The 21,836-nt window shown below is 36.9% G+C and carries 19 protein-coding genes; 5 read left to right on the top strand and 14 right to left on the bottom strand.

What is annotated here, in order from left to right; translation table 11 throughout:
• Nucleotides 1-188: 188 nt before the first annotated feature.
• The 5 genes from ACFQ32_RS03240 to ACFQ32_RS03220 form a co-directional block, all read right to left on the bottom strand.
• Nucleotides 189-1,211, bottom strand: a complete 1,023-nt coding sequence (locus ACFQ32_RS03240) for a branched-chain amino acid aminotransferase (protein ID WP_046325710.1) — start codon at nt 1,209-1,211, stop codon at nt 189-191.
• Between the two features lie 304 nt (nt 1,212-1,515).
• Complete coding sequence (locus ACFQ32_RS03235; protein ID WP_046325711.1) at nt 1,516-3,612, bottom strand: ATP-dependent Clp protease ATP-binding subunit; 2,097 nt, start codon at nt 3,610-3,612, stop codon at nt 1,516-1,518.
• A gap of 206 nt (nt 3,613-3,818) precedes the next feature.
• Nucleotides 3,819-6,350 (bottom strand): ATP-binding cassette domain-containing protein, encoded by a 2,532-nt coding sequence (locus ACFQ32_RS03230; RefSeq protein ID WP_046325712.1) that lies wholly within the window; start codon nt 6,348-6,350, stop codon nt 3,819-3,821.
• A complete protein-coding gene (locus tag ACFQ32_RS03225; protein WP_046325713.1) occupies nt 6,350-7,216 on the bottom strand; it encodes an alpha/beta hydrolase in 867 nt (288 codons plus the stop codon). The genes ACFQ32_RS03230 and ACFQ32_RS03225 overlap by 1 nt, the downstream gene beginning before the upstream one ends.
• A gap of 3 nt (nt 7,217-7,219) precedes the next feature.
• Nucleotides 7,220-8,515: a PTS sugar transporter subunit IIC gene (locus ACFQ32_RS03220; protein ID WP_046325714.1), complete on the bottom strand. Its 1,296-nt coding sequence runs from the start codon at nt 8,513-8,515 to the stop codon at nt 7,220-7,222.
• Nucleotides 8,516-8,663: 148 nt separating this feature from the next.
• Here ACFQ32_RS03220 and ACFQ32_RS03215 point away from each other — a divergent pair, with 148 nt between their 5' ends.
• Nucleotides 8,664-8,897 carry a hypothetical protein gene (locus tag ACFQ32_RS03215; protein ID WP_046325715.1) on the top strand — a complete coding sequence of 78 codons (234 nt, stop codon included), beginning with the start codon at nt 8,664-8,666 and terminating at the stop codon, nt 8,895-8,897.
• Nucleotides 8,898-8,963: 66 nt separating this feature from the next.
• Here ACFQ32_RS03215 and ACFQ32_RS03210 read toward each other — a convergent pair whose 3' ends face one another.
• The 8 genes from ACFQ32_RS03210 to ACFQ32_RS03175 all read right to left on the bottom strand — a co-directional run bounded on the left by ACFQ32_RS03210 (nt 8,964) and on the right by ACFQ32_RS03175 (nt 15,819).
• On the bottom strand, nt 8,964-9,671 hold the full coding sequence (locus ACFQ32_RS03210) for a DUF975 family protein (protein ID WP_046325716.1): 708 nt from the start codon (nt 9,669-9,671) through the stop codon (nt 8,964-8,966).
• Between the two features lie 236 nt (nt 9,672-9,907).
• Entirely contained in the window at nt 9,908-10,882 is a 975-nt protein-coding gene (locus ACFQ32_RS03205) for a serine hydrolase domain-containing protein (RefSeq protein ID WP_046325717.1), read from the bottom strand.
• Nucleotides 10,882-12,189 carry a D-alanyl-lipoteichoic acid biosynthesis protein DltD gene (gene dltD / locus ACFQ32_RS03200; RefSeq protein ID WP_046325718.1) on the bottom strand — a complete coding sequence of 436 codons (1,308 nt, stop codon included), beginning with the start codon at nt 12,187-12,189 and terminating at the stop codon, nt 10,882-10,884. Before dltD ends, ACFQ32_RS03205 begins: the two co-directional genes overlap by 1 nt.
• On the bottom strand, nt 12,182-12,421 hold the full coding sequence (gene dltC / locus ACFQ32_RS03195) for a D-alanine--poly(phosphoribitol) ligase subunit DltC (protein ID WP_046325719.1): 240 nt from the start codon (nt 12,419-12,421) through the stop codon (nt 12,182-12,184). The genes dltD and dltC overlap by 8 nt, the downstream gene beginning before the upstream one ends.
• Nucleotides 12,422-12,451: 30 nt before the next feature.
• Nucleotides 12,452-13,696, bottom strand: a complete 1,245-nt coding sequence (gene dltB / locus ACFQ32_RS03190) for a D-alanyl-lipoteichoic acid biosynthesis protein DltB (RefSeq protein WP_046325720.1) — start codon at nt 13,694-13,696, stop codon at nt 12,452-12,454.
• Nucleotides 13,696-15,210 (bottom strand): D-alanine--poly(phosphoribitol) ligase subunit DltA, encoded by a 1,515-nt coding sequence (dltA, locus tag ACFQ32_RS03185; protein WP_046325721.1) that lies wholly within the window; start codon nt 15,208-15,210, stop codon nt 13,696-13,698. The genes dltB and dltA overlap by 1 nt, the downstream gene beginning before the upstream one ends.
• A gap of 13 nt (nt 15,211-15,223) precedes the next feature.
• Nucleotides 15,224-15,376 (bottom strand): teichoic acid D-Ala incorporation-associated protein DltX, encoded by a 153-nt coding sequence (locus tag ACFQ32_RS03180; protein WP_046325722.1) that lies wholly within the window; start codon nt 15,374-15,376, stop codon nt 15,224-15,226.
• A gap of 122 nt (nt 15,377-15,498) precedes the next feature.
• Complete coding sequence (locus tag ACFQ32_RS03175; protein ID WP_046325723.1) at nt 15,499-15,819, bottom strand: hypothetical protein; 321 nt, start codon at nt 15,817-15,819, stop codon at nt 15,499-15,501.
• 568 nt (nt 15,820-16,387) lie between these two features.
• Here ACFQ32_RS03175 and cbpB point away from each other — a divergent pair.
• From cbpB to ACFQ32_RS03160, 3 genes are all read left to right on the top strand, one after another.
• Nucleotides 16,388-16,873, top strand: a complete 486-nt coding sequence (gene cbpB, locus ACFQ32_RS03170) for a cyclic-di-AMP-binding protein CbpB (RefSeq protein WP_046325724.1) — start codon at nt 16,388-16,390, stop codon at nt 16,871-16,873.
• A 283-nt stretch (nt 16,874-17,156) separates the two neighbouring features.
• On the top strand, nt 17,157-17,729 hold the full coding sequence (locus tag ACFQ32_RS03165) for a hypothetical protein (protein ID WP_046325725.1): 573 nt from the start codon (nt 17,157-17,159) through the stop codon (nt 17,727-17,729).
• 118 nt (nt 17,730-17,847) lie between these two features.
• Nucleotides 17,848-19,728 (top strand): heavy metal translocating P-type ATPase, encoded by a 1,881-nt coding sequence (locus tag ACFQ32_RS03160; protein WP_046325726.1) that lies wholly within the window; start codon nt 17,848-17,850, stop codon nt 19,726-19,728.
• 69 nt (nt 19,729-19,797) lie between these two features.
• Here ACFQ32_RS03160 and ACFQ32_RS03155 read toward each other — a convergent pair whose 3' ends face one another.
• Complete coding sequence (locus ACFQ32_RS03155) at nt 19,798-20,475, bottom strand: CPBP family intramembrane glutamic endopeptidase (protein WP_046325727.1); 678 nt, start codon at nt 20,473-20,475, stop codon at nt 19,798-19,800.
• Nucleotides 20,476-20,702: 227 nt separating this feature from the next.
• Here ACFQ32_RS03155 and ACFQ32_RS03150 point away from each other — a divergent pair, with 227 nt between their 5' ends.
• Nucleotides 20,703-21,794, top strand: a complete 1,092-nt coding sequence (locus tag ACFQ32_RS03150; protein ID WP_046325728.1) for a YdcF family protein — start codon at nt 20,703-20,705, stop codon at nt 21,792-21,794.
• Nucleotides 21,795-21,836: the final 42 nt, after the last annotated feature.

Here is a 21,836-nt window from a genome sequence, read left to right as displayed (position 1 = left end):
GGTCTCTGACCTATTTGAGTTTGGTAAATAAATAATATCAATACCGAGCAGAATGTATATGAAAAAAGCACTGAGTCGTAAAATGATATGACCCCCAAATTTAGGAGTCATATCAAAACTCAATGCTTTTTTGTTGGTTTGGGAAGAGATAATTTTTTCCCAGACTCTTATGTTCCCGATATTTAAACTTATTCTACTGTTTGGACCCAGCCCTCTGGGCCTTTTTTATTACCATACTGAATATCAACTAATTCATTATAAAGCTTAGTCGTTACCGGTCCAGTTTCTGTTTCACTGTAGATAACGTGCTTTTCTCCCTTGTAGGTAATTGAACCTACGGGTGAAATTACAGCAGCTGTACCCATAGCACCAGCTTCTTTCATGTTGAACGCTTCTTCCAAAGTGATTTGACGTTCAACCGGGTTTAGGCCTTGCCACTTAGCGACTTCCAAAAGTGAGCGCTTAGTAATAGAAACCAAAATCGATTGTGATTTTGGTGTGACAAATTGACCTTCTTGGGTAATGCCGTAGAAGTTAGCACCACCAAATTCATCAATATATTTATGTTCACGTGGATCCAAGTAAAGACAATCGGCAAAGCCGTTCTTGTGTGCTTCAACGGACGGAAGCAAGCTGCTGGCATAGTTACCTGATGTCTTTGCTTGACCAGTACCGGCATATGCGGCACGGTCGTATTCACTAACAATGTAATCTGCAGGGTTCAATCCTTTAATATATGCGCCAACTGGAACCGCAAAAATGCGGAAGGTATATTCGCTGGCTGCTTCAACACCTAAAACTTTTGATGTTCCCACCATAAGTGGCCGTAAATACAGGGTCGCACCACTGTCATATGGTGGTACAAACTCTTCGTTAGCCTTAACAACTTGCTTTACTGCAGCAACAAATCTATCTTCAGGGAAAGGCGGCATGGCTAACCGCTTTGCTGAAAGAGTAAAGCGGTGTGCGTTTTGATCAGGTCTAAACAGGTTGATTTTACCGTCTTTTCTACGATAGGCCTTTAAGCCCTCAAAAATTTCCTGACCATAGTGCAGGACTTCTGCACCTTCAGAAAATGTCATGGTTGAATCTTCAGTCAGTTTTCCTTCCTGCCATTCACCATCTTTATATTTTGCCTCATAGCGATAAGGCAGATCTCGATACTTAAATCCCAGATTTTTCCAATCTAGGTCTTCTACTCGTTGTTTCATTTGAACTGTCCCCTATAAAAAACTACATAAGCTAAAAATTTCTCTTTAGCTTTTAATATTAATTTAATTGTTAACTAATTTAAACTAATTTCTTTTTATTGTCAATAGTTAAACTGCTCTATTCCCCAATAAAATAATTTGAACTTCTAATAATAAAACAAAAGCATACTTTTGTATGTGCATATAGTTTCACGTGAAACGAATATATACAAAAAAAGAGTCATCCCTTTGTGATATGACTCCCCCAAATTTGTCCTAATTTCAGGGCTTACATCACTTTCATAGGATGACTCTCATTTTAAAATTAGTCTTGCTTTGCACTATCTTTAGTTTCAGTATCAGTTTTTGCCGAAATGTCCAAAATTGCGGCATCATTTAGGTATACATGCTTATCATCTGCTGTAAACTTAACTTCTTTAGTGTCAGGCTCCTTCATTAATAATTTGGCAATTGGCGTTTCCAAATCTTGCTCAACGACTCTACGTAAAGGTCTAGCACCAAATTTCTTATCATAGCCCTTGGCTGCTAAATAGGCTTTAGCTTCATCAGAGACTTCAACCTTAACACCTTTTTTGGCCAAAACATGTGCCATTTTATTCAAATAGATATCAATGATCTTATTCATATCATCTTTGGTCAATGAATTAAACGGAACAATAGCATCAAGTCTATTCAAAAATTCTGGTCTGAAGTAGGCCTCAAGAGCTTTAATCAGCTTATCATGATCAACTTTGCCGTCTTTTAATAATTGGTCAGAGTAGCCTGCATTAGAAGTCATGATTAAAATTGTATCCTTAAAGGAAACAATTCTACCTTGAGCATCGGTTAAGCGCCCATCATCCATGATCTGAAGCAAGGCATTGAATACTTGTGGATTGGCTTTTTCAATTTCATCAAACAAAATCAAACTGTATGGTTGATGACGAACTTTTTCAGTTAATTGGCCGCCTTCACAATAACCAACATAGCCCGGTGCTGAACCGATCAATTTATTAACTGCCATCTGATCTTGATATTCAGACATATCCAATCTAATAAGATGATTTTCACCACCAAATAGTTGAATGGCTAATTGTTTAGCTAATTCCGTCTTACCTACGCCAGTAGGACCAGTTAGCAAGAACGTACCAGTAGGACGATCATTGTCTTTGAAAACTTGTTTACGGGCAATCGCATCTGTAATGACGTCAACAGCATTATCCTGATCAATAACTACTTTCTTTAATTTCTCTACCAGATCAAGGTTCTTTTGTCCTGCACTTGCATGCAATTCACTCATTGGAATCTTGGTCTTAGCTTCGATTAAAGCGTAGATATCTTCATCAGTAACATGTGGAGTGGCAGCGTCATCCACGTGATTAGCCTTATCACGCAAGTCTTCGACTTGCTTTTTCAACTCGTTTGCTCTACTATAATCTTCTTTTTTGACAGCTGCTTCTTTTTCACTTTCAAGCTTGTTAATCCGCTCTTTTAAAGTTGCTTCATCGCTGGGAATTGTATCAAGGCCCTTTTTAGCACCTGCTTCATCCATTAAGTCAATGGCCTTGTCAGGTAAATAACGTCCCTGAATATAACGTTGTGACAATTCAACTGCGAGTTTCAAAGCACTGTCATTATATTTTACGTGATGGAAGGATTCATATTTATCTTTTAGTCCTTCCAAGATTTTAACGGTAACCTCTGCTGATGGTTCCGGAACTTGTACCGGTTGGAACCGACGTGCTAGTGCCGCATCATTTTCAATTCTGCGGTACTCACTTGTAGTCGTTGCACCAATTAAGTTTAAATCACCACTAGCTAAAGCCGGTTTTAAAATATTAGCGGCATCACCGTTATTATTCTCAGAATCAGTAGAACCGGCTCCAACTATATTATGCAATTCATCAATGAACAAGATAATATTCGGATTCTTTTTTGCTTCGTCAATCACTTTCTTAAGGCGTTCTTCAAAACTGCCACGCAAGCTTGATCCTGCAACCATATCATTAATATTAATGGCAATAATATGCTTGTCTTTCATTTTATCAGGAACATCGCCTGCAGCAATCTTTTGTGCCAAGCCCTCTACAATGGCTGTTTTACCAACCCCGGCAGGTCCAATTAATACTGGATTATTCTTCTTGCGCCGACTTAAAATTTCAATTACTTCCTGAATTTGTTCATCACGCCCAATTACAGGATCGTACTTATTCTTCTTAGCTTGTTCAACCAGATCAACACCGATTGGTTTTTGACCTTGTTTTTGTCCCATTTGTCCACCTTGATTCAAATCTTGCGGAGAAATATTCATACTACTGGAGTAATGAATAGGAATAGCACCACCGTTGTCGTTAGTATTGTTAAAGAATGAATTGTTTAGTTCGTTAAATAAATCGTCAAAATCGTTATCAAAATATGCCATATGCAAACACCCCTTTGATAGGTTATAAATTTGTAATTAGCACTCGTTGCGTTCGACTGCTAATTACTTACATATAATATTATAGCAGGTTATCCACAGAAAGCAATAATTATGATTAACTTATCCACAGATTTTCCGTTTTTTTCCACAAAAGAAAAAAGCCTTAATATAAAAGCTTTTATACTTCTTTTAAAGACTTTTCACTGCTATTTTTGATACAATTTAAATTGTTTTTGCAAATATTTACCTGTTAAACTATTAGACTTTTGCGAGATATCCACAGGTGTGCCACTTGCAATAATTTTCCCACCTTGCAGCCCACCTTTTGGTCCCATATCAATCATATAATCACTGTTAGCCATAATATCTAAATCGTGTGTGATTGTAATAATAGTTCCTTTTTGCTCAAGTAATCTTTGAAAAACATGCAAAAGAGTTCTGACATCTTGTGGATGTAAACCAACGGTCGGTTCATCAAAAACAAATAATGTTCCTTTTTGTCTTTGGTGGATATGACTGGTTAGTTTCAAGCGCTGCGCTTCTCCTCCTGATAAAGCTGGAGTAGATTCTCCCAAGTGCAAATATCCTAGACCCATATCATGCAAAGTTGTGATTGTTTTATTGATCTTTGGTTCGTTTTTAAAAAGTTCTTTGTCTAGCGCATCATCAACGGAATAATCTAAGACATCCGCAATACTTAAGTTATGCCATTTTACTTGTAAAACAGCTTGGTTAAAACGGTGACCGCCACATACAGAGCATGTTTCAACCATGTCTGGTAGATATTGGATGTCAAGTGAAATTACACCGGTTCCGTTACATGCCGGACAGGCACCCTCTTTGTTATTGTAAGAAAAATGAGACGCACGGTATTTTAATTTTTTTGCTAATGGCTGCTTGGCAAAGAGTTTACGCAAATTATCCATAATATCAGTATAAGTTGCAACAGTCGAACGTTGATTTTTACCAACAGGTGTAGAGTCAACACTAATTACATTTTTAATAGCATCATTTTTTAAATTTTTTACCCAATCAGGACCATTTTTAAGATTTTTTTGTGCTTTAAGTGCAGGAATGAGGGAATCGAGAATTAGGGTAGTCTTACCAGCGCCAGAAAAGCCGGTAACGGAAGTTAAGCGATTGAGTGGAATTTGCGCGTGAATATTCTTTAAATTAAAACGTTCAGTAACATCAAATTCAACCTTACCGTGTTTAAAAATTTGGTCAGTTTTGGCCCTGTGACGAACTAGGAGTGGTGCCTTACCAGTTAAGTAAGGACCAATTAGAGACTGTTCACTTTGCTCAATCTCACTAGGTATTCCCTGGGAAATAATCTCACCACCCCGGCTGCCTGAACCAGGACCAATTTCAATTACCCAATCGGCTGCCTTAATGATTGCAGTTTCATGATCAACTACAACTAAAGAGTTTCCTTGATTAACCAGTTCATGAAATATATCAATCAGTCCAGCCACATTATCAGGGTGCAAACCAACAGATGGTTCATCTAAAACGTAAAGCACCCCGGTGGTTTCCGTACGCAAAGTTCTACCAAGCTGAATTCGTTGCAGTTCCCCCGTAGACAGACTGGCAGCCTGTCTATCTAAACTCAGATAGTCTAAGCCTAATTTTAGCAGGGGCTTGACTTGATGCATCAATTCACCAGTTAAATTTTCCGCTAATTCCTGCATATCTTGCGGCAGGGAAGCTAAAATCTCACTCATATAGTGGCTCAGTTCACCCAAAGTTAATTGTTCAGCTGCTACAATACTTTTTCCAGCAACTAACTGCTGCCAGCGACTTGGATCAATGCGATAGCCTTGGCAGCGGGGACATGTACTGAATTTATAAAAGGAGTTAATTCTTTGCAGTCCGCGTTCAGACTTAGTAGTTTTGCGTGAATTAGCTATCGCATTATAAGCATTCTCATATAGCGCATCTAGATGATATACGCGACCAGTTGAAGTTGGCAAATCAATCGGGACTTTCCGCTCTTTTCCATGAAGTACAATTTCTTTTTCTTTAGCATTCAGCTCTTTATATGGAATATCGGTCCGTACCCCTAGTTCCCGGGCAATACGCCACATCCAATTTCGTCCGGGAATTTGCCAAGTTGCCACTGCTCCATTTTCAAGAGATAAATTCTCATCTGCAATGATTTTGCTATCATCAATTTCTTCAACAGTTCCCAGTCCCTGGCATTTTTGACACGCACCATCAGAATTAAACGCAAAATCTTCTGCACTAAAAGCATAAAATTGTCTCCCACATGTAGGACAAGTTAATCGTCCCATGGCTGCCCCCGTTAGATCCATGGCTTCAGCTATTTTAATCGTTGCTGGTACTCGGTGACCGTTGGGGCATACAGGTGAACCTAAACGGGAAAAAATCAACCGTAAGATGTTAAAAACTTCTGTAACTGTACCTACCGTGGAACGGACTCCAGGCACAGCAGGCCTTTGCCTTAGAGCTAAAGCTGAAGGAATATGTTTTACTTCGTCAACCTGTGCACGACCAACTTGACTAATACGTCTTCTGGTGTAAGCTGCCAAGGAATCAAGATAACGTCTTGCACCCTCTGAGTACAAGATTCCCATCGCTAAGCTTGATTTGCCAGATCCGCTTAACCCCGATATCGCTACAAATTTATGCAGGGGAATATCAACGTTGATGTTTTTTAAGTTATTAACTTTACCACCAATTACTTCAATTTTGGTCGGCTGCTTTTGATATTTCATTAGTGATTGCCCCTTCTTTTAGCCGGTTTTAACGGCTTTTCTGGCTTCTTTAATAAGTACTGTCTTATGGCCTGAATTACTTGCTTGTTCTGCGGCAAATCAGAATGATCTGCCTTTTCACCCGTAACTGTTATCGCAGTATAGTTTTTTACTTGATTTTGAAAAATAAATTTACCTGCAGCTACACTTGATTCAGGTACAATACCATCAGATTCGTAATTTTTGCCACCAGAAAGAGAATAAACCTTTAAATAGGTTGGCAGTGCTGAACGCTTTTTAATAAAATCAGCCAGCATTTGTGTTCTATTATTAATATTATTTTCAGTAAAATTATATGGCGTACCTAAAGTCATTAATTTCTTGATTTTGATATCATTTGAATACTCAGAATAATAGTGCTCCAGCCAGTAAGTCCAAATCAAACCGCCGTTAGAATGACCAAACGCCTTAAAATTATTGAACTTATAATTTTGAATTAACGATTCAAATGCAACATTTAGCCACTTAGCTTGTTTTTTAATATTGGAATAGCCGTCTTTATTGTTATCAAAACCAATAATAATAAAGGGCTCCAAGTCATTTTTACCTATAGAGCCAGTGTAAGTCAATTTTGCTTCACGTGAAACTCTAATTTTTATTACGCTATGCCTATTAAGTGTCGTTTTATTAAGTTCATCAATTAACTGGTTAAAGCGTTCGGTGGTAGCACTTGAACCCGGGACCATAATTACAGGCGAGAGAAGCGATTTACTGAGTTCTGCTCGTGATTTATTATCTTTTTTCATCCAAAAGAAGCTGGGAACAGCAAGCATAATTAAAATAATAATAATCAGGAGCAACCATTTATAGTTAGGATTTTTTTGCATCTGCTATTTCATCTCCTGCTTTTTAATTCTTAATTCAACTTTTTCATTTATCTTAATTACAGGTAGTAATAAAAAGATATCTAATAAAAACAACAATAATGTAAAAATTAGTGTTGCCCAATTGCCGTTAGTGCCAAAAAAGGAAACCAATAGTCCCGGAGTCCCTTTTAAATTCTGGTAAACGCAAACTGGGATAATGTGTAAACTAATAGCTGCCACGGCTATTGTCATATTAATCAGAGGAATTAAAATGCTCGGTAAGATAAAAACAGGATTTAACATTAAAGGTAAGCCAACTGTAAATCCTAGTCTTGAACCAAAAGCAGCAGGCAACAAGTTAATTTTAGCATTTATTTCGTTTTCCCTGTTATCTCTTCTGATAAGCAGTAACACAATAACAGCCAAAACAACACTGGCACCGCCCATTATGCCGTAACTGTTAATAAGTGAGCTGCCCAGATATTTATATGGCACATTCCAAGAATTACCGTGTTTTAATGTATATGTTAAATTCTCTGCAGTAAAGGCGTTATTTACTATTCCCGCTAAGGAGTGCAACGGATAACCAATTCCAAGCCAATCAAAAAAAGTAATTACGGCTGTCAATAACAGCACTTCGCCAAAATTATTAGTAGTCTGAACCCTGCTGACAATTTCAGTAAAACTGGCGGAATTAAGTAATTTAAGCTGTAGTTCATAAATTAAAATACCTAAAAAGACACCCAATAATAATGAAACAGCGCTTGGTAAAACGGCATCCCCTGCTCTTTTTTGAATTACTTTTGTGCCCTCATATTCAACGTAAGAAAAGTCCTTTCCTAATAAATGAAATATTTGGCCCACACAGTATCCTACAATTAAGGCAATAAAAACTGCATTAATTTGTAATAAACTGGCGGTAAAAGGCATACGAGCATTGCGTCCACTACTGGAAGCATATGAGCAGAAAAGCATTATTAAAACTGCTGTTAGACCTGCCATAGTTGAATCTTTATGGTAAAGGCGTGCGGTGTAACGAGCCATAAAATAACTGGCATAAACGCCAAAAACCCCAAAAGTAATTTCTACCATTCCCCGGCACACAAAAGAACCGCCATACCAAATGTGATCTGATAAAACTTTATCCAAATTGAAAATATTATAGATTAACCCGTTAGGTGTAAAGATCAAATCACCTAAAAGTTTAAAATAGGAGCCAACTACAGCAATTGGCATTAGCATCGCCATTGTCCGTCTTGTGGCTCGAAAAAAAGAAAATTCCTGCAGGCGAGCTATAAAATTGATTGTACATTCTGTCATTATTTCAAACCTTTATTTTAATTATTATATTTAAAATAAAATAATACTCTATTTTTTTAATGCAAGCCATTTTTGTTACCCATTATCTTTTTTATTATTAGTTGTGAATAAAATGGTATAATGAACTTGTATTTTAAGAGGCGAGAACATGAGCAGAAAGAAAATTGAATTAACTGACAAAGTGGCAAAACTGACTGATAAATACTTAGAAACCAATGATACAGATTTTAATGCCCTAATTAATAAGGCATTAAAACTGTACCTATTAGATCATTTAAGTTCCAGCCAAATCAAAGATGCGCTTAAAAAAACAGATGATTTTACTTCTGAATATGCGGGAAAATGGTTTCAGGAAAGTATTGAGGATTTAAATAAATACTAAACTTTCTTAAAGCAAAACAAAAAGAGCAAGACAGTTATTGTCCCGCTCTTTTTGTTTGTTACCAATTTACTTTTTTAAATACCGCTCTCCGGCCAATTGCCGATAAAAATTAGCTTTGGTTGTGCGTTCATAGGGAATCAGCCAAATAAACCCAATACCTAAAGTAATAATACACAATAGGTACCAGCCAATAAAGCTTAAATCAAGCACGAACAATTCCCACTTATGACCAGCCATTAACTGGCGACTTGCAGTAATTGCTGTTGTGGCATGCACCTCTTGTCCACTTTCCACTAAATCATTAACAATATATGGTGTCATAGCATAAGAATAGGATTTGATTATCCCAGGAATGAATAATAATAAAGTCCATAAAAATTGAAAAATATAGCTAAAAAGAAAGTTCAAAAATTCCGGAATAAAGCGACCATCAGTAAAAACAGAAAAAATTCCCTTAAAAAAGCTTAACCTTTCTCCGCGAGCAAAATGTAAAAATGTTATCACCATACTCAACATGAAAAAGCTGCCAATAAAAGTTAAACCTGTATCAGGTCCTATTTGTCCTGCCCAAAACGCTGGCTTAAACAGTGAATCAATTGAGCCGGTTCCCATAACATCATTTACATTATTCGCAGTCTTAAGTGAACCACTTACTGCTGGTCTAGCAAAAAAGAAGCCGACAAATAGCGTCATTACGATACCAATACTAACTGCCCAGCCCCAGTTATGACGAAGCCGATTTCTAGCTTCTAGTTTCAGTTCTGCTCTGTTCATAACTTATCTCCTTATCTAGTATATACTAATTACATTTTACTCTCGAATAATGGTACATCGCAAAGAAAAGACAAAAAAAGCCTAGTTCCACCAACATCGGAACTAAGCTCACACAGTGTTTGTGTCACCACTACTGACCACATATAGAAATTTACATTTTCGCTACCGGAGAAAATGATTACTTCCCTATGGCGACACAACAGAATTTTAGCATGCAATTAACCAAAAAACAAGTTTTAGCCAATTATATTTGCACTGTAAGCCTTACGGCCAAGCAGTTCCAACATAATTTGATTTATTTGCCCTTTTAGTTGGCCAAATCGACCTTCACGAGTTTTATTAGACTGAATAATCAGAATAGTTTTGGCATTATTAGTGCTACGCATGAAAGTATAATAGCCTTGTCCGGCTCCATTAGCCGTTTTGGTTTTCAGCTTAATATTGTTATAAAAGCCACCATTATAATAGGCTGGAGGGGCCGCTTGGTAAAGCAATTTGCGACTCCTGCGAGTTAGTAAACTACCAGTCAGCAGATACCGTATTACTTTAGCTAAATCATGATTGGACATTACTACTGACCCTGCGCCTAACTCACTATGAGCATCCCTGAGAGCTGCTTGATGCTTAACTACATCATAGCGGCCTTTGCGGTAAATCATGCCCGGTACTAAATGACTGGCAATAATTTTGCCTGGCTTTGACCACAAAAATTCTGTTTGTCTCAACTTTAACGGTCTGACATAGGTGTCGCGGAATAACTGCTCGTAGCTTTGACCCGTTATTTTACTCATAATGCCGCACAAGTAAACATAATTTAACGAGCTATAATGCCACTTATTTAACAAACCAGGCTCAAAAACAGTGTTAGCAGCATCATGTTGGATATTATCTTGATCCGAAACAAAATGCTTTTGTCCCAGTCTTGCCCCTGGTTTAAGATCAAGACCGGCTGTCATTGCCAGCAGGTTCTTCAGCCTAACCTTCTTTGCCCCAGCAATTTGCGGATAAAATTTATTTAATTTATCCTGCAGACTTAACTTGCCCTCCTGCACCAAGTGCATGATAATTGCGGCGGTCATTGATTTTTGTACTGAATTAATTAGATAACTAGTGTCAGTGTTATTGCCTAAAGCATAGTTAAGCATTATTTTGTCATTTTTAATGACTAGAATTGAGCCCTTTATTCTGAGAGCATCAATTTGCTGGCGCACTATTTTCCTTTTAAAGATTCTTTTGCAGTGCCATTTACCGGATTTTCATCTGTTAAACTAATCTGGTACGGCTTTTTTTGCCACTTTTTACTATAAAAATAGTTATGAATATTATAGTTATGCGGCACATTTGCTTGCGCCATAAACGGTTTTACTGCCCGGTCGACTGCTACCCAACCGCGCCAACCTAGGTGAATCGTATCTTCCATGAAATACTGTTCACCGCCGCGCTTAGACAAATCGGTAACGTTAGCAAAGCCCTGGCTGGCCAGCTGGTACTTAATCTTGGAAACGGCCTTTTGGTACATCGTTTGTGACAAGCCCGTATAATTAGACCACTTTTCATTGATCGGCGGGATAATGAATAGCACATTGGTATGCTGCTTGGCAAACTGGTGCAACATCAGCTCAAAATCACTGTATTCTACTGATTTAGTGTAGTTAAAGTGGCGCTGACTGCCCTTCAATTTAACCAATAAACGTTTATTCAAGCGCCGCTTAAAAAAGCGGTTATTAATACCAAAGCTATTCGAATTAGTGTTAAGTTCAGCCTGCTCACTTGCCACTTGGTCTAAGGCCTTGACTGAATAAGTAGCCGGCAAAAGTTTAGCCTGCTTATTGATCCTTTTGATCCGGTCACGTAATTGAAAGGTACTAAAGAACTTGTCTTCATTGTTAAGTATGCGCCGCTGGTTCTCCAAGTAGAAACGCTGAAAACCGGTCAGCTTTTCCCCGCGGGCAACTCTTTTCATTCCCAGCTTAATAACGCCTTTTACTTCCGGCATCTGCAAGAAGCGTTTAGCCGCATAGCGGTTTGTCGGTGTATCTTTTTTAATCCCTAACAGAAAATTGCAGGCCTGCAGCGGTGAATAATACAGTGCGAAGGCATCAGGATTTTGCCCTTTCTTGGTAAACCATTGCGGTGAAACAATCACCACGGCTTTTTTGCCCTTAAGCTGTTTTGATGTGCCCTGCATCTCTAAGAAGTGTGCCAAAGACTGGCTACCTGGCCCACCTAATAAAAACGGCCGGTAATTGCGGTGATATTTTTGCGCAATTACACTCGGGTGCAGCGGGTCAAGCCGTGACAGTTCACTTGAGCCATAAAAAGGCACATAGTCATCTTTAAAGGCATCCTGTTTCATTAAAGAGCCTTTAAAAATGGTCGTAGTCTGGGAATTAGCTGCTTGGTAAATAGCACCTTGCGAAAAAGTTCGTTCCCACGGCAGTAAAAAGATGACCAGTAACAAGATGGCGGCGCAGAGTACTGGGCCAAAAATCTGCCACAGCCGGCGTTTGTTACTCATTTTCTAAATTTTCCACCTTTGCCACAATTTTATTAGGCGTATCCCATTCGTTTCTATCAAATTCAGAAACTGGTACATCAATTTGAAATTTTTCCTGTAAATTTAACAACATTTGGACACTAGCCATTGAATCCATTAAACCGTTGGCAAAAATATTTTCATCCATTCTGTCTGCTAAATCTTCACCAGTTAAATCTTGTAAAATTGCTAAAACTTCTTTTTTGGTATCCATTGTAAAAAACTCCTTAGATAAAATTCTTGCTTACTTCCAGCCAAACCAGAGTTGACTGAGAAAACCTGAGAATATCAGGAAACTAAAACACACTACATTAAAAGTAACAAAAATTGCCAGCCATTTAGTGTATTTATTAGATGGCAATTTGTCTTTGTGCTTCTTCTTAAACCGCAGCCAGCAATCATTGATGATAATGGCCACAGCATGAAACAACCCATAAACAATATAATACCAGGTTAGTCCATGCCAGAAGCCCATCACTAAGAATAATAACAGATAAGCTGCTTGAGATAGTCTGACCGGATTCTTGAACAGCTTTTTCTTCATGGCGAAGAAGGTAAACCGCATATAGATGTAGTCGCGAAACCAAAAGGACAAAGTCATGTGCCAGCGGTTCCAGAATTCTTTAATATTTTGTGAAATAAACGGCTTATTAAAGTTCATTGGGGTGTGAATACCCATAAAGTAGGAAATTGACACGGCAAATAAAGAATAGCCGGCAAAGTCAAAGAACAAATACATGCTGTAGCAGTACATATAAGCCACTAACCACCAGGAAAGTTTTAAACCGCCATTAGCCGTACCTGTTATCATTGCTGCTCGGGTAATTCGAGGCAGCCAGTAGGTACCAAAGAACCAGCCCAGAACAAATTTATATAAGAATCCTTGAAATAAATAGCGGGTTGCCAGCTCTAAATCGTTTAAATATTGCTCACGCTTTGGCACCGTGTCACATTCTTTGGCAAATCTGCGGTAGCGATCAATTGGTCCGGAAGAAATGGTGGGAAAGAACAAGAGAAAGCGCAAATACGTTCCCAGATTAAGTTCTTTAATAGCGCCATCGCGCACTTCCATCACAACCTGAACGGTCTTGAACGTAAGATAGGAAATACCCAGAAAGGCCAAGACCCCCGGAATTTTAGCTTGCGGAAAAGCAGTCTGCACTTTCACTAAAATCAGAGGCACAATTGCTAAAATCACCGCTAGGTAAAAGACCCAGGTTTTATTCGGACTATTTTTACGCCTGCGATAATAGAGATAGCCATAGGAAACCAGGAGCTGAAACAGAATATAGATGATCAGGCTAACGCCCTGTTGCCATTTTTCACCATCAAAAATGAGAAATAAAAAAACTAACGAGAACACAACTTCATAGATTTTGAAGCGGTGACCCCAATACAGCCCGATAATAATGGGAATTAAACCAATCATCAAATACACAAAATAATGCGGATTAGAGTATGGCTGTAAGTTAATGAAGTTAAAGTTCACTACTCGTTGACCTCCTTAATGACGGCCTTAATATCAACTTTGCCATTTTGGGAGACTGGTAATGTTTCACGGTAAACATAACGTTGCGGAATCATGTATGGCATCAGATCTTTAGCTAAATCATCCCGAATCATTTTGGTAATTTCTGCTTCGGAATATTGTTCTTTAACGCCATCTTTCAGCTTAATTTCGGCAACAATTTGCTTAACCGTATGATCCTGATTGTATTTAGGTGCAGCTACTCCGTGATCAACCAATTTATTCATCCCGATATAATGGTTGATTTCTTCCAGTTCAATGCGGTAGCCGTTAAATTTGATTTGGAAGTCAATCCTGCCTCGATAAAAGAGCATATCCTGGTCAAAGAAGCCTTCGTCGCCTGAACGATGACTGAGATATTGGTCACCCGGCTTTTTAAAGAAAGCCTTAGCGGTCTTCTCCTGATTATTCATATAACCCTTAGATGTACTTGGGCCAGTAATAATAATCTCGCCTTCATCAGGCTGATCACCCTTAGTTTTGTCAATAGTGATTTTGGTGTCCGCTTTAACCTTGCCAATTGGCAAGCGGTCATATTTCTTTAAAACTGCATCTGTAATTTCTACTTGAGTGACTGCAACTGTTGTTTCGGTAGGTCCATAGGTGTTAAAAATGCGTGCCTGAGGAAATTTCTTTTTTAGCATTACTACTTCATTGTGGGGCAATTCTTCACCACAGAACAAAAAGTGCGACAAGCTTGGGTGATAAGCAGCAGTAAAAGTTTTATCCAAAAAACACATTTGCGCAAATGACGGGGTTGAAACCCAAACATTAAATTGTAATTGAGGCAGAGTCTGAAATAATTGAGCAAAATTTTGTGTTACTTCATGCGGCAAAGCCACTAACTTTCCTGCTCCAACTAAAGCTGGATAAAGACTCATCACTGAAAGATCAAATGAATACGGTGCTTGTGACAAAAATGCGGGATGCTCGGGCAGATCAAAGTCCGTCATTTCCCAATTGATAAAGCTAAGCAGGTTATTATGACTAATCTGCACGCCTTTAGGTTTCCCACTGGTGCCTGAAGTAAAAATAATGTAAAAGTTAGCATCACCTTGGACAAAGTTGGCAGGATCGGGTTCATAATTTCCCTTTTCTACATCTTGAGGATGTACAACCTTAATAGGTGGTAAGTCAATTTCAGGCAGATCATCAATTGCTAAAATTGCTTCAGACTGAGAAACTTCTTGAATCATAACTATCCGTTCTGCATTAGAGTAACTGGCAATGGGGATATAAGCATGACCTGATTTAACACAGCCCAAGAAGCTGGCAACCATTTCAAAGTCCTGACCGCCCCAGACCATAACGGGACTTTGCGCTGAAAGTCCTAAACCAGTAATTTTATGAGCCCATTCATCTGAGCGTTTTTTGAGATCACCGTAGGTATTAGTTTGACCTAAATAGTCATAGGCAATGCGTTCAGGTTCTTTTTGGGCAACTTCATCAATTTTTTTAATTACATTTTCAATCATGATTTGTACCAGCTTAAAATTCGTTATAAATAAAGTGAACAGAAGTCAGCCCACTATATTGATATAAATAAATCAACACCATTAAAATGACACAATAGATAACTGTCGTTAAAATGAACTTCCCAATACGTTTTCCACGTGAATCATTTTTCTCTTTTTTAGCCATAATTTCATATCTTTCTCAATATTAATAAAATGTACTATCGAATATAGTACTACTAAAGTTTTGTCACCCAAAAATCCACCTCAAATTTTTACCAAATTTAAATATTTTCCCATTTCAACCGTTTATCGTTCGTCGTTTAGCTTGCGACAATCATTATAAGCAAAACAAAGCGGAATTAAAATTATGAATGAACCAAATAGTATAGTAATTACTAATAAGATAAAAAGATTAGTTGGCTTTAACCAGCGCTCACTCTCTGCTGTAGTTAAAATATAAGCAGCAAATAAAACTGTAAAAATTAGTTCCCCTAAAATCGTGTATGCCAATGCGCCTTGACCAATTAATTGGTATAGCCGCAGCCAGACGCTTGCCGGAAGTAAACAAAGCCACCCAGAAAAGCGTAACCAGAAAGTGATTTTTTTACGATAATCTTGTCTACCCATTTTTCTCCTTAAAATCTCAATTATCCCTTTCAAATAAAGTAAACCTAATTATAACAATGAGTTTTGTAACAAACAATTTTGTAGCAACCAAAATTTGTATTTTGCCATTTTCGTCATACTTTTTTCACATTTTATAGTTATACTATAATTGTGATATAGGAAAGATATAGATCTTTTTTATATCATACTCAACTTTTTGTTTTTCATTCATACTCCTCCAAGTATAATAATGAAAAAACCGAAATGACTTTACAGGTCATTTTCATATCTATCCCTTTCGACTCACGTGCGTTACGTGAGTTTTTCTATACTCTTAAACAGTTCTAAAGAAATTCTTTACTCTTTTATAAGAGATTTTCTACCTTAACTTCATAATTTAGAGATATCATTTTAAATGTAGTAAGCAGTAGCAATGCTTACTACATACTCCCACTTTTTTATTTCATTCATTCTTACTCCTTCAAAGTAGATGAAAACTAACAGGCTCGCACACCTTGCGAGCCTTTTTTCTTTGTTATAGGATTAATTTAGTTATTTATTACTTATTAATATGAGAGGTTTATATTTAATGTTCTCACCCACAATAAAACACTTACTGGAAGAAAAATCAGGTTCATTCATTATCCCTGCTTCCCGTATTGCATTTGTCGAAGACGACAATCCTTTGTACCACGCCTTTATGATCTTGACTCGCGTAAAATACTCAAAAATTCCAGTCCTTGACCGCCAAAGCCGCGTTGTTGGCCTACTGAGCTTAGCAATGATTACAGATAAAATGATGGAAACGGACGACATTTCTCTTGAACCATTAAATCAATTAAAAGTGCGTGATGTCATGCAAACCAAGTTTGACAAAATCAACTTTGTGCAAACTACCCTGGAAACGCAGCTTCATTTACTAGTTAACAATGCCTTTTTACCCGTTGTTGATGACTATGGCGTTTTTCAAGGACTATTGACAAGACGCGAATGGATTAAAGCATTTAATTACATAGCGCACAACTTTGAAAAGGAATATAAAGTTACTCCTATTACTAAAAATAAGCAATTATGAGATATACTGTAAATTTATAATTATTTATTACATTTTTAGTGTACTTTATTTCAAATTAAGCTATAATATAATTAGCTAGGGAAATCTAGGTTTTATTTGGTAATCCAGCTATTTAGTTAATACAATGTAAAAATTCGATTTTAATTTTGTGTTATTTTTTAAACATATACGAAATTACAATATTAACATCTTTAATCTTAAAAAAATTAAATAACGCTTTGCTAAATTAGTTATTAAAAATTAATAGATATTTCTTGAATAATTAGAAAAGAAGAGCACTAATATGGCAAGTAAAACAATTTCTGCGCAATTGACATTTTTGATAAGCGCAATTATAAAAAATTGGACTTACCCAAATGATCAAGAGCTATCACTAAAAGACAAAGCTGAGCTGGTTTCTCAACTAAAAAATTTGACAGAGAGTCCAGATAGTATGGATGATGCTGCTAAAATTACTGATGCTTTTTACAAAGATAAAATAAATAAGCGGCTTAAATCAATAGATTCCAATTTTTCGTGGATTTTTATAATTTTGCAGCATGAATTGGTATCAGCTTCGCGCTTACACGCTCTTCTCCTTGATTTAGCCAAAGAAGAACACTTTTCAGAAAAGGGAATTGCGAAGATTAACCAGTATTTTGCAGAAACTGATGATTATGGTGATAATAATGACTTTATTACAATGTCTTCCTCCGATTTGATTGACTCATTAGGACGGACTAAAATTTTCCACATTCATCCAGCTAAAGATGAATACAAGGCTTTTAAAGTTAAAAAACACACAACAAAAACTACATCCAAGTCAATTAAAGCGGAAAATCAAGCAAATAAGATCATTAAGTTAAAAAAGCACTAATTAAAAGGAGCAGTCAGATGACTGGTCTTTTTTTTACCTAAAATTTAGCACTAATTTAGAATAAGTCTAAATTAGTGCTAAAATATAATTATATTTCTTTTTGTAGGAGGCATAATGCATGAGTTTTAAACGTCAATGGAAGTTTTTTTGTGTTTTAGCTATCGGAATAATAGCTCTTATTTGTCAGTTTGGCTTAAAAACAAAAAGTCTTTTTCAACTGGGAAGTCTGCAGTTCCCGATCCAAACTATTTTAATGGATTTAGTCGGTATTATAATGGCATATTCCTTGATCACTGAAATAGTTGGCGACTTTAAATCGGGACGTTACGGCGTTGATATTTTAGCTGTAATAGCAGTCGTTTCTACTATTCTAATTGGTGACATTTGGGCTGAATGGATGATTCTAGTGATGATGACTGGCGGGCAAGCTTTAGAAGATTACGCCACTGGTCAAGCGGATAAAGAACTTCGTTCACTTTTAAATAATTCTCCTACTATTGCCAACAAAATCAGTAATCAAAAAATTATATCGGTAAATGTAGAACAATTAGCAATTGGCGATCACATTCTAATTAAGCCTGGTGAACAGGTACCTGTAGATGGGAAAGTTATTAAAGGTGAATCCAGTTTTGATCAATCTTCTTTAACCGGTGAGTCGGTGCCAGTTGCCAAAAACCCCGGGGATCAATTAATGTCCGGTTCAATTAATGGCAATGTTGCTGTTGAAATGGCTGTTACTAAAAAAGCCAGTGATTCAGAATATCAAACTATCGTTTCATTAGTTAAATCTTCGCAAGCGCAACCGGCTAAATTTGTCAAAATGGCTGATCGCTATGCTGTTCCTTTCACTATTATTTCCTTGGTAATAGGAATCGCCGCTTGGATTCATTCCGGTAATCCAATCAATTTCGCAGAAGTTATGGTTGTTGCTTCGCCCTGCCCATTATTAATAGCAGCACCTGTGGCATTAGTATCCGGCATGAGTTCCATGTCTAAACACCATATTATTGTCAAATCTGGTCCTACTTTAGAGAAATTAGCCTCAGCTAAAACTTTTGCCTTTGATAAAACTGGTACTTTAACGGAAAATCAACTGGTAATTGATGAAATCATTCCCGCTGATAATAGCAGTTATAGTGCAGAAACTCTGCAAAGCTACGCCACTAGTGTCGAACAACAATCAAGTCATATTATTGCCAATTCACTAGTTAGGGTAGCGGATAACAAACTCTTAAAACCCGCTACACAAATTAAAGAATCAACTGGTCAAGGCGTTAGCGGAATCGTTGAAAACCATTTAGTCAAAGTGGGCAAGCTGAGCTACATAAAACCAGAAGATAATTCGCAAAAAGTGCAGGAAACCAATGCTACAGCTATTTATATCTCAATCGATAATAAATACGCTGGCTATATTACATTTAAAGACCAAGTTAGGCCTGAAAGTGCGCAGACTATTAAGCGTTTACGGCGCCAAAGCAATGCTCATATTATGATGTTGACAGGAGATCATAAAGATGTTGCAACTAAAATTGGCGAAGCACTTAATGTAAAAGATATTCGCTATGAATTATTACCAGCAGAAAAAATAGCTGCGATTAAAAATGTAAAGAAAGAAAATCGACCAGTTGTAATGACTGGTGACGGAATTAATGACGCACCTAGTCTATCTGCTGCTGATGTTGGTATTGCGATGGGAGCCAAGGGAGCCTCGGCAGCCAGCGAAAGTGCAGATGCTATTATTATGGTAAATGATTTATCTAAAATTAACGATGCCGTAGCTATTTCTAAGCATACGATGAAAGTCGCTAATATTGATGTATTAACAGCTATCACAATAGTAATTATAATTGAATTAATTGCCTTTACCGGTGCTATTCCCGCTTTTTGGGGTGCTATTTTACAGGAAGTAGTAGATATGATTTCAATTAGCTTGGCGCTTTTAGCTAAAACTACGCCTACAAACCCAGAACAAACAGGAATCAGTAAAACTACTAATTAAGAAATTTTCCTATTTAAAAAAGCCTGATAAATCAGCGTTTTAGACGAGACGTAATTTATCAGGCTTTATTTATAGGAATCCTAAGGAATTAAAAATCATATGGGATAAAATCGAATAGCGTAAATCCTTGCTAGTAGTGTAAACCCATGCTAATACACAACCTAAGGCCCAATAAACGAGCAGATATTTGGTTAGTCCGGGATCATGAGCATAACCAAAAATAAGTCCACTTAAAAGTATGCCCAACCATTTGTTACTACTTGTGTTTTTATTGAAAAAAGTATTAAAGAATAGTCCGCGAAAAATAATTTCCTCAAATATTGGTCCCACAATTATAACCATTACGGGGAAAAAGTAACCTGCCTGATAAGAAATTTGATCAAGAAGATTTTGATTAGTAGAAGTCTGATTAGTATTAAAACCTAGAGCCAATTGAATAGTTGCACTGACAAAAATGAGCATTATTGCCCCTAAAAGAGAGAGCAATACTTTTCTAATCTGCCAGTGTGGTTTACTATTATAATTTTGCTCGTTACTACGCCTTAACTGCAGGCAATAAAAGTAAAATACTAAAAGCAAAGCTATGATTGTAATTATGGCAGTCAGCACCACAAAAGGAATATTGCCTAAGCCCAATGATTTTCTTAACTTGTAAGGATAAAAATAAAACTGTTGTACAATCGTATAAAGTATAAAAGCAAGCACTATTGTAATTAGATTTCCTAGAAAATAGAAAAACTTTTTCATTCACTAAGCTCCTTTCTGACCAAAATAAAAGCAAAGCCATAACTAATTTATCTAGTATCTCAGTATCAATATAACCAGTCTTTATTTGATGTTATGGCTCAGATATCATAATAAGGCCGGTAATTATTTCCTGGGAAATAACTTTCTTATTCTAGCATACTTTAATTTACTAGGACTTTTTAAACATATTTATTATAATAGACTTATCTCTAGAGCAAAGGCAGGTTATTATGATTAGACTTTTTGAGATTCTAAACCAGAACCGATCTTTTATAATTCTTTCACTTATTATGTTAGCAACACTCACTGTTTTTTTGGTTTCTTGGTTAAAAGAACCTCGGAGATTACTTAATGGTATTCTTTTCACGATTTTTTTGTTAACATTCGGTGTTTGGCTCACAGTAATGATTCTATCTACGAGCTTAAGGCCGCTCATTTTAACTTATGAAATTCTAGTAGTTTTATTTGTAGCCGCAATTACTCTGATGGCTGCCTTTTCCTGGCTGTTTTTCTTATGGAATGCTTATATTGTCTGGAAACGCGAAAGTCACACACTATCAAACTTATTAACACTCTTTATTGGTATCGGAATAATTGTCGTGTGGTTAATTGCACTAATTGGTCCGTTTAAAAATATGCCGTCTTGGATCAGAATACTATTATATGCGCCAACAGCTGTTTTCGATTATCTGCTTTTTGTTGCTTATAACTTTTTAGTAAATTTGACTTTCTATCAAATTGTACCAAGACAGTATAACCAAGACTACTTAATTGTTTTGGGCGCCGGGCTGTCGCAAGGTGAAACAGTTACACCACTTTTAGCTAGTCGCATCAATCGTGCAATTGAGTATGCTCAAAAGCAGGTCACTAAGGGAAGAAAAAAGCCTAAGTTTATTATGTCTGGTGGTAAAGGCGGAGACGAAAAAGTTGCTGAAGCACAGGCAATGACTGAATACGCAATCGCTCGTGGAATCGAGCCTAATGATATATTACTAGAAGATAACTCCAAGAATACCTACCAAAACATGAAATTTTCAGCTGAAGTGGCCGCAAAAGATTTTGGCAGTAAAAATTACAGAGCAAAATTTTTCAGTAATAATTATCACATTTTTAGGGCTTCCCTTTATGCTAAAGCCGCTGGGCTTAATGCCAATGGCGTAGGCTGCTATACTCGTTTTTACTTTCTGCCCAATGCAATCGTGCGTGAATTTGCTGCAGTTTTACTTTTAAACAAGAAACGGCATATTATTGCTATTCTATTAATTGTATTATTCTTCATTATTTATGCTTTATTTGATTTAACTGGACTTATTCATTAAAATAGTCATCTTCTTTTGGCTTTGCTCTTTCATTAATGTTAA

This window comes from Lactobacillus melliventris, assembly GCF_042679465.1.
GTDB classification, from domain to species: domain Bacteria; phylum Bacillota; class Bacilli; order Lactobacillales; family Lactobacillaceae; genus Lactobacillus; species Lactobacillus melliventris.
Note: the sequence above shows the minus strand (reverse complement) of the source record. Positions and strands in the feature narration are given on the sequence as shown.

What these genes read in the sequence shown, in the direction of transcription:
- ACFQ32_RS03230 (WP_046325712.1), bottom strand. Translation starts at nt 6,350, where the DNA reads ATGAAATATCAAAAGCAGCCGACCAAAATTGAAGTAATTGGTGGTAAA.
- ACFQ32_RS03215 (WP_046325715.1), top strand. Translation starts at nt 8,664, where the DNA reads ATGAGCAGAAAGAAAATTGAATTAACTGACAAAGTGGCAAAACTGACT.
- ACFQ32_RS03210 (WP_046325716.1), bottom strand. Translation starts at nt 9,671, where the DNA reads ATGAACAGAGCAGAACTGAAACTAGAAGCTAGAAATCGGCTTCGTCAT.
- dltA (WP_046325721.1), bottom strand. Translation starts at nt 15,210, where the DNA reads ATGATTGAAAATGTAATTAAAAAAATTGATGAAGTTGCCCAAAAAGAA.
- dltC (WP_046325719.1), bottom strand. Translation starts at nt 12,421, where the DNA reads ATGGATACCAAAAAAGAAGTTTTAGCAATTTTACAAGATTTAACTGGT.
- ACFQ32_RS03220 (WP_046325714.1), bottom strand. Translation starts at nt 8,515, where the DNA reads ATGACAGAATGTACAATCAATTTTATAGCTCGCCTGCAGGAATTTTCT.
- cbpB (WP_046325724.1), top strand. Translation starts at nt 16,388, where the DNA reads ATGTTCTCACCCACAATAAAACACTTACTGGAAGAAAAATCAGGTTCA.
- ACFQ32_RS03240 (WP_046325710.1), bottom strand. Translation starts at nt 1,211, where the DNA reads ATGAAACAACGAGTAGAAGACCTAGATTGGAAAAATCTGGGATTTAAG.
- ACFQ32_RS03165 (WP_046325725.1), top strand. Translation starts at nt 17,157, where the DNA reads ATGGCAAGTAAAACAATTTCTGCGCAATTGACATTTTTGATAAGCGCA.
- dltD (WP_046325718.1), bottom strand. Translation starts at nt 12,189, where the DNA reads ATGAGTAACAAACGCCGGCTGTGGCAGATTTTTGGCCCAGTACTCTGC.
- ACFQ32_RS03180 (WP_046325722.1), bottom strand. Translation starts at nt 15,376, where the DNA reads ATGGCTAAAAAAGAGAAAAATGATTCACGTGGAAAACGTATTGGGAAG.
- ACFQ32_RS03235 (WP_046325711.1), bottom strand. Translation starts at nt 3,612, where the DNA reads ATGGCATATTTTGATAACGATTTTGACGATTTATTTAACGAACTAAAC.
- ACFQ32_RS03160 (WP_046325726.1), top strand. Translation starts at nt 17,848, where the DNA reads ATGAGTTTTAAACGTCAATGGAAGTTTTTTTGTGTTTTAGCTATCGGA.
- ACFQ32_RS03155 (WP_046325727.1), bottom strand. Translation starts at nt 20,475, where the DNA reads ATGAAAAAGTTTTTCTATTTTCTAGGAAATCTAATTACAATAGTGCTT.
- ACFQ32_RS03225 (WP_046325713.1), bottom strand. Translation starts at nt 7,216, where the DNA reads ATGCAAAAAAATCCTAACTATAAATGGTTGCTCCTGATTATTATTATT.
- ACFQ32_RS03175 (WP_046325723.1), bottom strand. Translation starts at nt 15,819, where the DNA reads ATGGGTAGACAAGATTATCGTAAAAAAATCACTTTCTGGTTACGCTTT.